Source organism: Streptomyces sp. NPDC059010 (genome assembly GCF_042740355.1).
Taxonomy (GTDB): domain Bacteria; phylum Actinomycetota; class Actinomycetes; order Streptomycetales; family Streptomycetaceae; genus Streptomyces.
Genome location: NZ_JBHYJA010000002.1, coordinates 219,427 through 232,930, shown reverse-complemented (window position 1 = coordinate 232,930; position 13,504 = coordinate 219,427). Strand labels below are relative to the sequence as shown.

Annotated in this window: 10 protein-coding genes and 1 pseudogene; 9 read left to right on the top strand and 2 right to left on the bottom strand. The window is 71.0% G+C overall.

Translation table 11 applies throughout. The features are described 5' to 3' along the window. Positions 1-109 precede the first annotated feature (109 nt). The 6 genes from ureA to cimA all read left to right on the top strand — a co-directional run bounded on the left by ureA (position 110) and on the right by cimA (position 7,474). Positions 110-802 carry an urease subunit gamma gene (ureA, locus tag ACFWYS_RS03205; protein WP_384762577.1) on the top strand — a complete coding sequence of 231 codons (693 nt, stop codon included), beginning with the start codon at positions 110-112 and terminating at the stop codon, positions 800-802. Continuing rightward, complete coding sequence (locus tag ACFWYS_RS03200) at positions 799-2,472, top strand: urease subunit alpha (protein ID WP_384762575.1); 1,674 nt, start codon at positions 799-801, stop codon at positions 2,470-2,472. The genes ureA and ACFWYS_RS03200 overlap by 4 nt, the downstream gene beginning before the upstream one ends. 16 nt (positions 2,473-2,488) lie before the next feature. Then, positions 2,489-3,532, top strand: a complete 1,044-nt coding sequence (locus tag ACFWYS_RS03195) for an agmatine/peptidylarginine deiminase (protein ID WP_384762573.1) — start codon at positions 2,489-2,491, stop codon at positions 3,530-3,532. Positions 3,533-3,540: 8 nt separating this feature from the next. After that, the gene (locus ACFWYS_RS03190; RefSeq protein ID WP_384762571.1) at positions 3,541-4,140 is read left to right on the top strand and encodes a TetR/AcrR family transcriptional regulator; all 600 of its coding nucleotides are present in this window, start codon (positions 3,541-3,543) and stop codon (positions 4,138-4,140) included. 132 nt (positions 4,141-4,272) lie between these two features. Then, positions 4,273-5,562 carry a TolB family protein gene (locus tag ACFWYS_RS03185; protein ID WP_384762569.1) on the top strand — a complete coding sequence of 430 codons (1,290 nt, stop codon included), beginning with the start codon at positions 4,273-4,275 and terminating at the stop codon, positions 5,560-5,562. A 307-nt stretch (positions 5,563-5,869) separates the two neighbouring features. Continuing rightward, positions 5,870-7,474: a citramalate synthase gene (gene cimA / locus ACFWYS_RS03180; protein ID WP_384762567.1), complete on the top strand. Its 1,605-nt coding sequence runs from the start codon at positions 5,870-5,872 to the stop codon at positions 7,472-7,474. Positions 7,475-7,822: 348 nt separating this feature from the next. Here the strand turns inward: cimA and ACFWYS_RS03175 are convergent, their stop codons facing one another. After that, entirely contained in the window at positions 7,823-9,700 is a 1,878-nt protein-coding gene (locus tag ACFWYS_RS03175) for a lectin (protein ID WP_384762565.1), read from the bottom strand. A 308-nt stretch (positions 9,701-10,008) separates the two neighbouring features. Here ACFWYS_RS03175 and ACFWYS_RS03170 point away from each other — a divergent pair. Together ACFWYS_RS03170 and ACFWYS_RS03165 are read left to right on the top strand one after the other, a co-directional pair. Further along, positions 10,009-10,116: pseudogene (locus ACFWYS_RS03170) on the top strand (carbohydrate binding domain-containing protein); the annotation flags it as partial. Positions 10,117-10,329: 213 nt separating this feature from the next. Further along, positions 10,330-11,670: a hypothetical protein gene (locus ACFWYS_RS03165; protein ID WP_384762563.1), complete on the top strand. Its 1,341-nt coding sequence runs from the start codon at positions 10,330-10,332 to the stop codon at positions 11,668-11,670. A gap of 159 nt (positions 11,671-11,829) precedes the next feature. On the opposite strand, the gene ACFWYS_RS03160 is transcribed toward ACFWYS_RS03165, so the two are convergent. After that, entirely contained in the window at positions 11,830-12,612 is a 783-nt protein-coding gene (locus tag ACFWYS_RS03160) for a serine protease (RefSeq protein ID WP_384762561.1), read from the bottom strand. 236 nt (positions 12,613-12,848) lie between these two features. On the opposite strand from ACFWYS_RS03160, the gene ACFWYS_RS03155 reads away from it, so the two are divergent. Beyond that, a complete protein-coding gene (locus ACFWYS_RS03155; RefSeq protein WP_384762559.1) occupies positions 12,849-13,439 on the top strand; it encodes a YdeI family protein in 591 nt (196 codons plus the stop codon). Positions 13,440-13,504 lie beyond the last annotated feature (65 nt).

Here is a 13,504-nt window from a genome sequence, read left to right as displayed (position 1 = left end):
GTGACGTTCAATCTGAAGCGCCCGCGGTTTGCTGTCAACCTTTCGGTCAGTGGAGTTTCGTGTTTAGAGTGATGCTCTAAAGTCGAGTCAGGCAAGGAGGTGCCGCGTAGTGAGACTGACCCCCACGGAACGTGACCGGCTGCTGCTCTTCGGAGCCGCCGAGCTGGCCCGGGCGCGCAAGGCCCGCGGGCTGAGGCTGAACGTGCCGGAGGCGACGGCGATCGTCGCGGACACAGTGTGCGAGGCCGCCCGGGACGGGGCCAGACTCGCCGAGGCCATCGAACGCGCCCGCTCGGTGCTCGGCCCCGACGACGTGCTGCCGGGTGTCGTGGACGTCGTCACCGTGGTGCACGTCGAGGCCGTCTTCGACGACGGTTCACGGCTGGCGGTGGTGAGCGACCCGATCGGCGGGGGACTGGGCGGGGGACTGGGCGACCTGGCGCCGGGTGCGCTGCTGCCGGGGCCCGCGCACGCCGAGCCCGAGGCGGTCGTACGCCTGACGGTGACGAACACCGCGACCGTCCCGGTCTCCGTCACCTCCCACTTCCACTTCTTCGAGGCCAACCCGCGCCTCGACTTCGACCGGGGCGCGGGCTACGGCATGCGGCTCGCCGTCCCCGCCGGGTCCTCCGTGCGGTTCGGGCCGGGGGAGCGCGTCGAGGTCGGGCTCGCGCCCATCGGGGGCGACCGGATCGCCATCGGGTTCGCCGGTCTCGTCGACGGGGCGCTGGACGCGCCGGGGGCGAAGGAAGAGGCCCTGCGCAGGGCCGCCGCCTGCGGATATCTGGGAGTCGAACGATGAACCCGTACGAGTACGCCGCCACCCACGGCCCCCGCGCCGGTGACCGCGTCCGCCTCGGCGACTCCGGTCTCACCATCCGCGTCGAGTCCGACTCCCAGCGCTACGGCGACGAGTTCCTCGCCGGGTTCGGCAAGACCGCCCGCGACGGGCTGCATCTCAAGGCAGCGGCCGTCCGGGACACCTGTGACGTCGTGATCAGCAACGTCGTCGTGATCGACGCGGCGCTGGGGATCCGGAAGGTCTCCATCGGCATCAGGGAGGGGCGGATCTGCTCGATCGGGCGGGCCGGGAACCCCGACACCCTCGACGGGGTCGATGTCGTGGTCGGCACGGGTACGTCCATCGTGTCCGGCGAGGGGCTCATCGCCACCGCCGGGGCCGTCGACACGCATGTGCATCTGCTGTCGCCGCGCATCATGGAGGCGTCGCTCGCCTCCGGCGTGACCACGATCATCGGCCAGGAGTTCGGGCCGGTGTGGGGCGTCGGAGTCAACTCGCCCTGGGCGCTCAGGCACGCCTTCAACGCCTTCGACGCCTGGCCCGTCAATATCGGCTTCCTGGGACGCGGTTCGTCCTCCGACACCGCGCCCCTGGTCGAGGCGCTGGCCGAGGGCGGGGCGAGCGGCTTCAAGGTGCACGAGGACATGGGCGCCCACACCCGGGCCCTGGACACGGCGCTGCGGGTCGCCGAGGAGTACGACGTCCAGGTCGCCCTGCACAGCGACGGGCTGAACGAGTGCCTGTCCGTCGAGGACACCCTGCGCGTCCTGGAGGGCCGCACCATCCACGCCTTCCACATAGAGGGCTGCGGCGGCGGACACGTCCCCAACGTGCTGAAGATGGCCGGCGTCCCCAACGTCATCGGCTCCTCCACCAACCCCACCCTGCCCTTCGGCCGGGACGCCGTCGCCGAGCACTACGGCATGATCGTCTCCGTCCACGACCTGAAGACCGACCTGCCCGGCGACGCCGCCATGGCCCGCGACCGCATCCGCGCCGGGACCATGGGCGCCGAGGACGTGCTGCACGACCTGGGCGCGATCGGCATCACCTCGTCGGACGCGCAGGGCATGGGCCGGGCCGGCGAGACCGTGCGCCGTACCTTCGCGATGGCCGGGAAGATGAAGGCCGAGTTCGGCGCCCCGGACGTCGGCCACGACAACGAGCGCGTCCTGCGCTACATCGCCAAGCTGACCATCAACCCGGCCATCGCACACGGCCTCGCCCACGAGGTGGGGTCGCTGGAGGTCGGCAAGCTGGCCGACGTCGTGCTGTGGCGGCCGGAGTACTTCGGCGCCAAGCCGCAGCTGGTGCTGAAGGCGGGCTTCCCGGCGTACGGCGTGGTCGGCGACCCCAACGCCGCTACCGACACCTGCGAACCCCTCGTTCTGGGCCCGCAGTTCGGTGCGTACGGCGCCACCCCCGCCGACCTCTCGGTCGCCTTCGTCGCCGGGGCCGCCGTAGACCAGGGCCACGACACCATGCCGACCCGGCGCCGCAGGGTCGCCGTGCGCGGCACACGCGGTATCGGGCCGGCCGATCTGCGCCTCAACTCGCGTACCGGAGCGGTGGACGTGGACCAGCACTCGGGCCTGGTGACGCTGGACGGCGAGCCACTGCGCTCCGAGCCCGCGGACTCGGTCTCCCTCAACCGCCTCTACTTCCTGTGAAAGGACGACCGACCGCATGAGCACCCCCGCCGCCGACGGCTTCCGTATGCCCGCCGAATGGGCCCCGCACGAGCGCACCTGGATGGCCTGGCCGGGACCGAACCCGACCTTCGAGGATCCGGACGACCTCGCCGCCTCCCGCACCGCCTGGGCGTCGGTCGCCCGTGCGGTCCGCCGGTTCGAGCCGGTGACGGTGGTGTGCGGCCCGGGGCAGTCGCAGCAGGCGCGGCGGCTGCTCGGCCCGGACATCGACACCGTCGAACGCGACCTGGACGACGCCTGGATGCGGGACATCGGCCCGACCTTCCTGACCGACGGCGCCGGTGGACTCGCCGCCGTCGACTGGACGTTCAACGGCTGGGGCGCCCAGGACTGGGCCCGCTGGGAGCACGACGCGAAGATCGCCGCGTACGTCTCCGACCTCGCGGGGTCGACCAGGACGTATGCCTCGCGGCTGGTCAACGAGGGCGGAGCGATCCATGTGGACGGTGAGGGCACGGTCCTGCTCACGGAGACCGTCCAGCTCGGCCCGGAGCGCAACCCGCACTGGACGCGGGAGGAGGTGGAGGCCGAGATCCACGCCATGCTCGGCACCCGCAAGGCGATCTGGCTGCCGCGCGGCCTCACCGGTGACTATCCGCCGTACGGCTTCGGCACCCTCGGCCATGTCGACATCGTCGCCGCCTTCGCCCGCCCCGGTGTCGTGGTCGCGCACTCCCAGCCGGACCCGGCGCACCCCGATCACGAGGTGACCAAGGAGGTCATCAGGCTGCTGAGGACCCAGACGGACGCGCGGGGCCGCAGCCTGGAGGTCGTCGAGGTCCTGGCACCCACCGTCCTGGAGGCCGACGGCCACTGGGCCGACTACTCCTACATCAACCACTACCTCTGCAACGGCGGCGTGGTGCTGTGCGCCTTCGACGACCCGCGCGACGAACTCGCGGCCGGTATCTTCCGCCGCCTCTTCCCGGAGCGGACGGTGACCCTCGTCGACGCCCGTACGATCTTCGCGGGCGGTGGAGGCATCCACTGCATCACACAGCAGCAGCCGAAGATCTAGGAGCGCAGATGGCCGGTGGGCGCAGGCAGGCGCCGCCTCGCGACGAGGTCCTCGCCGCCGCCATGGAGATGATCGCCGAACGCGGTCTGGAGAAGCTCACCATGGCGGCGCTCGGCCGTGCGGTCGGCATGAGCAGCGGCCATCTCCTCTACTACTTCCACTCCAAGGACGAGCTGCTGCTGCGCACCCTGGAGTGGAGCGAGGGCCGGCTCGGCGCCGAGCGCGGCCGGCTGCTGACGCGCACCGCCTCCGCCCGCGAGCGGCTCGACGCCTACGTCGACCTGTACGTCCCCGACGGTCATCGCGACCCGCACTGGACCCTCTGGCTGGAGGTCTGGAACCGCTCGCAGAACGCCGACGACGACGCCAGGGAACGCCAGGCCGCGATCGAGGGCGCCTGGCATCGCGACCTGGTGGCCCTGCTGGCGGAAGGGGTGTCGCGGGGCGAGTTCCGGACGGTCGACCCGGACCGCTTCGCCGCCCGGCTGAGGGCGCTCCTCGACGGCTTCTCGATCCACGTGGCCATCGGGCTGCGCGGCACGGACCGGGCGCAAGTCCTGCGCCATGTACGGGAGTTCCTGGACGACAGCCTCCACGCGGACTCCTGAGCCCACGCCCTGGTTGTACGCAATATTGCGGATTGACCCTGTAGCGCATGGTGCGTTTGCCTCAGGGGAGGACCAAGAGGGGAACGACCGACCACCTCTGAAACACCGACCAGCATCAACGGGGGAACCACCATGCACAGCAAGAGGCGCGTCCGCGCGCTCGCCATCGCCGTCGCCCTCGCCGCCGCCACGGCGACCCTGACCACCGGGACGCCGGCGGGGGCCGCGCCCCGCGTCCCGTCGACCGAGCGGGTCACCGTGTCGGCGACGGGGGAGCAGGGCAACGGCAACTCGTACGGACCGCAGTTCAGCGCCGACGGCCGCTTCGCGGCGTTCACGTCGGACGCGTCCGACCTGGTGCCCGGCGACACCAACGAGCGGGGGGACGTCTTCGTGCGCGACCTGCGCACCGGGACCGTCGAGCGGGTCAGCGTCAGCTCGGCCGGCGCACAGGCCGACCAGCCGTCGTCCGTGCAGGCCATCAGCGCCGACGGGCGGTACGTGCTGTTCTGGTCCAACGCCAGGAACCTGGTCCACTGGGACACCCCGCCCGCCGACGCGGGGGCCGGCGACGTCTATCTGCACGACCGCCGCACCGGCACGACCAAGCGGATCAGCGTCGCCTTCGACGGCGGCTCCGCCTACGCGGCCGGCGCCGACATGTCGGCGAACGCCCGCTACATCACCTTCAACGCCAAGGCCGCCCGGATGGAGGAGGGCGCCCGCGACCTCTTCGGAGCCGTGTACGTCTTCGACCGCGGCACCGGCACCACGAAGCGGATCAGCAACCCGGACCAGCCCACCAACCCGGCACTCTTCCAGGACGTGAGCGCCGACGGCCGGTACGTGCTGTACACACAGCCGGTGCCGCGCAGCTCGAACGGCGTCACCTGGGTGCACGACCGCCGCACCGGCACCGAGGAGCGGGTCAACGTCAAGGCGGACGGGACTCCGGCAGCGCGGTACGCGATGCCCGCCACGCTCTCCGCGGACGGCCGCACCGTCGCCTTCCAGAACTGGGACGAGGACCTGCTCCCCGGCGGCGGCCCGGACGCGTCCGACCTCTACGTCCGCGACCTGCGCACCGACGTCACCCGACGCATCGACGCCGGCCCCGACGGCGAGAGCTCGCCCGACCGTCCCGTACTCAGCACGGACGGCCGGTACCTGGCCTACGAGGCCACCCCGCGGCTGCCCGACGGAACGCTCGGTCCGACCAACGTCTACCTCCGCGACCTGCGCACCGGCTCCACCCGGCTGGTCAGCGAGTCGGTCACCGGCGGTCCCGCGACGGACGCCTATGTGTGGCTGGAGTCGGTGAGCGAGGGGGCCAGGCGCATCGGCCTCAGCAGTTCCTCGTCCCAGCTGGTCGCCGGCGACACCAACGGCGTGAGCGACGGCTTCGTCCGCCACCTGCACTGATCACCACAGTGCTCGCATCCTGAGACGGAGGGTGAGCGCGGGGGCGACTTGTGCCAGACTGCCCCCGTGCTCTCGTTCGCCATGATTATTGGCAGCAGGCGCGCCGGTCCGCAGTGACCACCACGTACGACCAGGTACGGGTGGACACCGTCGTCCTCGACCCGCGCGCAGACCTCTCGCACCCGCGAGGGGTTTTTCTGTTTCCCGGCCCACCCGCAGCCGGGCGGAGTGCGTGAGGGACCATAGGTGGGGGCGGTGGAGCCGGTCATTCCGGTAGACCGAGATCCAGTACAGGAGCCTTACGACCATGACGCCAACCAGCGAGCTCGACGACTCGTTCCACGTCTTCGACACCACCCTGCGCGACGGCGCCCAGCGGGAGGGCATCAACCTCACCGTCGCCGACAAGCTGGCCATCGCCCGGCATCTGGACGAGTTCGGCGTGGGTTTCATCGAGGGCGGCTGGCCCGGCGCCAACCCCAGGGACACCGAGTTCTTCGCCCGCGCCCAGCAGGAGATCGACTTCCAGCACGCCCAGCTGGTCGCCTTCGGCGCCACCCGCCGGGCCGGCGGCAAGGCGTCCGAGGACCCGCAGGTCAACGCGCTCCTGGCGTCCGGCGCCCCGGTGATCACACTCGTCGCCAAGTCCCACGACCGCCATGTCGAGCTCGCCCTGCGCACCACCCTGGACGAGAACCTGGAGATGGTCCGCGACACGGTGTCGTACCTCCGTGAACAGGGCCGCCGGGTCTTCGTCGACTGCGAGCACTTCTTCGACGGCTACCGCGCCAACCCCGAGTACGCGAAGTCCGTCGTCCGTACGGCCTCTCAGGCCGGCGCCGACGTCGTGATCCTCTGCGACACCAACGGCGGCATGCTCCCCGCCCAGGTCCAGGCCGTCGTCTCCACCGTCCTCGCCGACACCGGCGCCCGGCTCGGCATCCACGCCCAGGACGACACCGGCTGCGCGGTGGCCAACACCCTCGCCGCCGTCGACGCGGGCGCGACCCACGTCCAGTGCACGGCCAACGGCTACGGCGAGCGCGTCGGCAACGCCAACCTCTTCCCGGTCGTCGCCGCCCTGGAACTGAAGTACGGCAAGAAGGTCCTCCCCGAGGGCCACCTGCGCGAAATGACCCGCATCAGCCACGCCATCGCGGAGGTCGTGAACCTCACCCCCTCCACCCACCAGCCCTACGTCGGCGTCTCCGCCTTCGCGCACAAGGCCGGACTGCACGCCTCCGCGATCAAGGTCGACCCGGACCTGTACCAGCACATCGACCCCGAGCAGGTCGGCAACACCATGCGGATGCTGGTCTCCGACATGGCCGGCCGCGCCTCCGTCGAACTGAAGGGCAAGGAGCTCGGCATCGACCTCGGCGGCGACCGCGAACTGGTCGGCCGGGTGGTCGAGCGCGTCAAGGAACGCGAGCTCAAGGGCTACACCTACGAGGCGGCGGACGCCTCGTTCGAACTCCTCCTGCGCGCCGAGGTCGAGGGCAAGCCCCTCAGCTACTTCCAGGTCGAGTCCTGGCGCGCGATCGTGGAGGACCGCCCCGACGGCAGCCACGCCAACGAGGCCACGGTCAAGCTCTTCGCCAAGGGCGAGCGCATCGTCGCCACGGCCGAGGGCAACGGCCCGGTCAACGCCCTCGACCGCGCCCTCCGAGTCGCCCTGGAGAAGATCTACCCCCAGCTCGCCAAGCTGGAGCTCGTCGACTACAAGGTCCGCATCCTGGAGGGCGTCCACGGCACCCAGTCCACGACCCGCGTCCTGATCTCCACGTCCGACGGCGCCGGCGAGTGGTCCACGGTGGGCGTCGCCGAGAACGTCATCGCCGCGTCCTGGCAGGCCCTGGAGGACGCCTACACCTACGGCCTGCTGCGGGCCGGGGTGACGCCGGCCGAGTAGGCGCACGGCGGCCCGGCGTCGGCGCTGGTCCGGGGGTGGGCGCGCAGCCCGGCGCGACGGAGTGCCGCCGCGCCCACCCGAGCGAAGACGGACCGGCACGGTGTGCGGTGCATGGGGCGCGTACCCCCAACGGCCTGCAGTCGCGTACGGCGGAAAGGGGACGTGCCGGAGGGTGTCCGCCCGCAGTGGCCGGCGTCAAGAAACAGCACCTCCTGGCCCACGCCGGCCGCCGGTCCGAGGACGGACACCCCCCGGCGCGGCCCCGCCCCACAGCGCACCCGCAGGCGCTACGCACGCCCCCACCGAACACGAGCAGGCCGCCGCAGGCATCCGCACCCGCACCCCGCGCTACTGCAGACGCCACTTCTGGTTGGCGGCGCCCGTGCAACTCCAGATCTGCGCACGAGCCCCGTTCGCCGAGGAGTTGTCCGTCACGTCGAGGCACTTGTCGGCGGCCCGATTGACCAGGTCACTCGTCGTGGCGTTGTACGACCACTGCTGCGCACCCGTGCCGTTGCAGTCGTACAGCTGCACCTTCGCCCCGTCCGCCGTGGAGCCGGACGCCACATCCAGGCACTTGCCCAGCGCCCGCACCGACCCGTCCCCCTGCACGGTCCACCGCTGAGCGGACGTACCGTTGCAGTCGTAGAGCTGCACAGCAGCCCCGTTGCCCGCCGAACCACCCGCCACATCAAGGCACTTGCCCGCGAGACCCACGAACGCGCCCGACCGCGACGGCCCGTCGGCCTGGGCCCCGGACCACGTGAAGGTCGCCGACGTCTTGCCCGGCAGCGAGTAAGTGGCGTGCTGTGAACCCCAGTTGATGGTCACCGTCCTCGCGGACGAGGCGTCGTTGTAGGCGATCAGCGCCTTCGACCCATCAGGGTTCCGCCACGCCACGTTCGGCACGGACGACGACGCCGTGGACGCGATGCGCTGCGCACCCGGCCGTACGAACTTCGTCAGATGGCCCATCGTGTAGTACTCGACCGTGTAGTCGACCTGCCCGTGCCGGGAGTCCCCGTTGTGCACGGTGACCAACCCGTCGCAGGTCCCGCAGCCACCGTTGTGCGGCCCCCGGTTCTGGTCCACCGCCAGCGACCACTTCGTCACCGACTTCGCCCAGTTCCGGGTGTAGTCGATGATGTTGTTCATGTCCTCGCGCTGCTGATTGGCGATCCAGGTGCCCCCCGAGTGCTCGGTGCCGAAGGCGTCCAGCTGCGGGTACCGGTCGTGCACCTGCGTCTGCTTGGCCACGTCGCCGCCGTAGCCGTGCCAGGCGACCCCGCCGAAGTTCGGATGGTCGCGCACCGCCGCGTCATCCACGGTCTGGGCGGCGTAGGCGTCGTAGGTGTCCCAGTTCCAGTCGTGCGCCAGCACCTTGGTGGACAGCCCGGCCGCCTGGAGCTTGGGCAGCAGCTCGTTCTTGGTGAAGTACGCGAGGCCGCTCGCGTTCCAGCTCATCGACGGATAGCCCGCGCAACAGGTCGGCTCGTTCTGCGCGCTGACATAGGCGATCGGGACGCCCTGGGCCTGATAGGCCTGCGCGTACTTCACGAAGTACGAGGCGTACGCCCCGTAGTACTCCGCCTTCAGCCAGCCGCCGTTGAGCTGCCCGTTGTCCTTCATCCAGGCGGGAGCCGTCCATGGCGAGGCCATCACGGTGAGCTGCGGGTTGAGCTGACGCGCCTGCTTGGTCAGCGGCACGACGTCCTCCAGATCATGTGCGATCGAGAACTCCGACAGATCCGGATCACTCTGCCCGCCCGGCACGTCGTCGTACGTGTAGCCGAAGCGGGCGAGGTCCGACCCGCCCATGGGGTTGCGCAGGAACGACAGCCCGATGCCCTCCGTCGGGGAGAACAGCTTGCGCATCGTGTCGTCCTTCGTGGCCTGCGACAGCGCACCGCTGCCGTCCATCAGCCAGGCCGCGGTGTCCGTGAAGGACGCGCCGCCGCCGGTGAAGGACTGGTAGCGGGTGTTCTCGTCGACGGTGATGTTCTCGCCGCTGCCGCCGGAGCCCGCCTGGAAGGCGAACGGGGTCTGCGGCTGGAGCCCGCGGACCACATGGCGTCCGCCGGAGTCGTCCGTCGTGGTGAGCCAGACGGTGACCTGTTCGCCCGCCGCCTGCGCGGGTGCGGCCGCCGTGAAACCGACCGCTGTGAGACCGGCCGTGGTGAGGAGCCCGGCGAGGAGCAGCCCGAGCGTCCGAGTGGATCTCCTCATGGAGCGCAGCCCTTCTGGATGTGGGGATGGGGGGCCGTGCGAGGCGTGAGTAAATGACGGGTTCGTACGGGCGTCAAGGGGTCTCGCGTTCATTAGCCGAAGCGACAACCCTCAGGATCCGGCCGGGAGTTGAGTGCGTACCGGTCCTGACGTGAAGCCTTGACGCCGACTGGCGCCGCCAGTTAACTCAAGGCGTGAGGTAAGTCATAAGTGGACTGCCGAGAGTCGAGGGACGCACCATGCGCAGAACCGCCCGGCCTGCCTCCGTGCCCGCCTCCGCCGCACTCCTCGCCACCCTGCCCCGGCTCACCGAGCTCTGGACGAGCTCTTTCACCGACGACTTCAGCGGCTGGAAACAGAATGAGCTGTCGTGCACTGCCTTCACTTGTCGCACGAACTACCAGCGCGGCGGGGGGCGAAAGCCGGAGCGACGCACATGGGCCGCACGCTCGTCACGAGGGCCCGCCCGGGGACGGGGCGGGGTGTCGCAGGGCCGGCGCCGACCCGATGGGGAAGCCACCCACCTGGCCCCCACCTGGCACTCACCAGGCATTCACCTGAATCCGCTCACCTGAATCCGCTCACCGGGACCGGCGCCTTTGCCCGCCTCATCAGGTAGCGTCGAGGGTATGAGGACTCCGCTCTTCCGGGGCCTCATGCGCTCGCTGATCGTGCCGGTCGCCGCGGCAGCCGCGGTGCTCACGGCCGGCGCGCCCGGCGCACATGCGGCCACCGACCTTTCCCAGGTCGCCGAGGCACTGCGGGACGGCCCCGTGTACGTGGCCCCCGCGGCCTCGGACCAGCTGTCGTCGGCGGACGCCGAAGCACTCGCCGACAAGATCGAGGACGCCGACAAGCCGGTGTTCGTGGCCGTACTGCCTGCCGATCAGCCCACCGAGAACCTCCTGCTGAACCTCCGTACCGAGACCGGTGTCACGGGCCTGTACGGCGTCCGCGTGGGCGACCGGTTCGACGCGGCGGCCGACGCCTCCGTGATGTCCGGGCGGGCGGTGGACAACCTGGTCGCGTCGGTGCGGGGCGCCGGTGACGCCAAGGCGCAGCTGAACGACTTCGTCGACGCGGCGCTGCTCAACGTGCGCGGCACGGCACCCGCGAGCTGGAGCGACGGCGGCGGCGAGGGTGTGGACGTCGGCGGTCTGGTCGCCGTCGGCGCGGTGCTGGTCGCGGGCGGCGCTGGCGCGTACGCGCTGATCCGGCGCAACCGGCGGCGCCACGAGGCGGAGCAGCGGGCGGCGCTGGAGAAGTTGCGGGTGGTCGTCGACGAGGACATCACCGCGTTCGGCGAGGAACTGGACCGCCTGGACTTCCACCCGGCCGAGGCCGGTGCCGACGACGCGATGCGGGCGGACTACGAACGCTCGCTGGACGCCTACGACCAGGCGAAACGGCTCATGGACGGGGCCGCCAAACCGGAGGACGTCAAGGCGGTCACCCAAGCCCTGGCGGACGGCCGCTTCTCCCTCACCCAGCTGGCCGCCCGCCGGGAGCACCGGCCGCTCCCGGAACGCCGGCCGCCCTGCTTCTTCGACCCGCGTCACGGCACCGCGGTCGCCGACGAGACCTGGACCCCACCCGGCGGCACCGCCCGCGAGGTCCCCGTCTGCGCGGCCGACCGCACCCGTCTGTCCGAGGGTCGCGACCCCGTGATCCGCGAGGTCGACACCGAACACGGCCGCCGCCCGTACTGGGACGCCGGCCCCGCCTACGGCCCCTGGGCAGGCGGCTACTTCGGCGGCGGCCTCCTCCCCGGCCTCCTCATCGGCACGATGCTGGGCAGCATGATGTCCGCGCCCGCCTATGCGGCTGACTACGGGGCCGGGTACGGGTACGGCGGCGGGGGCTATGAGGGCGGTGACGTGTCCGGGGCGGACTTCGACGCCGGGGACTTCGGGGGCGGGTTCGGGGGCGGGGACTTCGGCGGGGGCGGGTTCGACGGCGGAGGGTTCTGACGGCGGACGGCGCGGTGGCCCGTGCATCGGGTCCGGGTGACAGTCGCGTATTGCGTAGCCGTAGCCGTAGCTGGTGGCTGGTAGCCAGTAGGGGAAACCAGCGGGCCCGGCGTCCGAAGACACCGGGCCCGTGGTTGTGGCAGGTCAGAATGCGGCAGGTCAGAGTGAGGACGCCGCCGAGGCGATCGCGGAGGCGAAGGTCGAGACCTCGGTGTAGACGCCGGGGGCGTTCGGGCGGGCGCAGCCTATGCCCCAGCTGACGATGCCGACCTGGATCCAGGCGTTGTTGGCGTCGCGGCGGAACATCGGGCCACCGGAGTCGCCCTGGCAGGTGTCGACGCCGCCCGAGGGGAGGCCGGCACAGATCTCCTCGTTCGCGATGAGGCCGCTGTAGCCGCTATAGGAACGGCACTGGGCGTCACTGACGAACGGCACGTTGGCTTTGAGCATGTAGCGCTGCTGACCGCCGCCCTCGGTGGCCGCGCCCCAGCCGGCGACCGTGAAGGTGCCGGTGTTGTACTGCGTGGTCGTCGCGATCTTCAGCGTCGGGAGGTTGATCGGCTGGGCGAGCTTGATGAGCGCCCAGTCCTTGCCGTTGCCGTTGTAGCCGGGTGCCTGCAGCACCTTGGTGGAACGGACCTGGACACGGCCGCTGGAGGACTGGAGGTCCACGACACCGGCGGTGGCCGTGATGCTCGTGTTGTTCCCGGAGCCACTCACACAGTGCGCGGCGGTGAGCACGATCTGCTGGGTGTAGAGCGCGCCGCCACAGCCCATGGAGAGCCGGACCATGAACGGGAACTCGCCCTGCGCGGCACGGGTCCCGCCGACGACGGGCTGCGGGGCGGCCTGCGCGGCCGAGACGGGCTGAAGGCTGGCGATCGCGAGAGCGGCGGCGCCGATGGCCGCGCATCTCTTGAGTGCGGTGATGAGCTTCTTCAACGTGATGCCTTCCGTGGGGGGTTGGACATACGAACGTGGAGAGGCGCTGGAATGTCAGGGGCATGCCAGCAGGGGGAGTGAGCTTCTGGTGGCATGCGCCGGTCAAAGTTGTTGCTGGATTATGAGAACCCCGCGCACGCGAGGACAAGGGGCCAATTCCGGCCACGCCGCTCCCGGCCCCCTGGGGCCCGCCCTATAGGACAGTTACCGTCCTATAGGGCCCCTACGGTGACCCCATGACCCCCTCCGACGGCACAGCCCCCCGCGCCTTCGAATCGGCCGCCGCACTGGACGCCTGGCTGACCACCCACTCCGCCCCCGGAGACGAGTACCGCCTGCGGGGTGGCCTCTGGATCAAGGTCGCCAAAAAGGGCTCCGGCACGCCCTCCGTCACCGCCGCCGAGGTCAACGACGTGGCCCTCTGCCACGGCTGGATCACCGGTCAGCGCAAGGGGCTCGACGCCACGCACTACCTGCAGCGGATCACCCCGCGACGGCCGGGCAGCCTCTGGTCGATGGTCAACGTCCGGCGGGTCGAGGAGCTGGCGGCCGCCGGACGGATGCGGCCCGCCGGACTCGCGGAAGTGGCCGGCGCGAAGGCGGACGGCAGGTGGACGGCGGCGTACGAGTCGCAGCGCAACGCCACCGTCCCCGAGGACCTCGCGGCCGCGCTGGAGCGGAACCCCCGGGCCAAGGCCGTCTTCGAGGGGCTCGGCAGGACGGATCAGTACCTCGTCATGCTCGGCGTCCTCCGCGCCCGCACTCCGCAGAGCCGGGCGGCGCACGCGGGGGCAGCCGTCGCGAGGCTGGAAGAGCGGCGGTCCTGAGGCACGCCGGGACGCCGGGAACGGCAGGGGGGGGGGGGGGTGTTGTGTCACTCAACCACACCAGG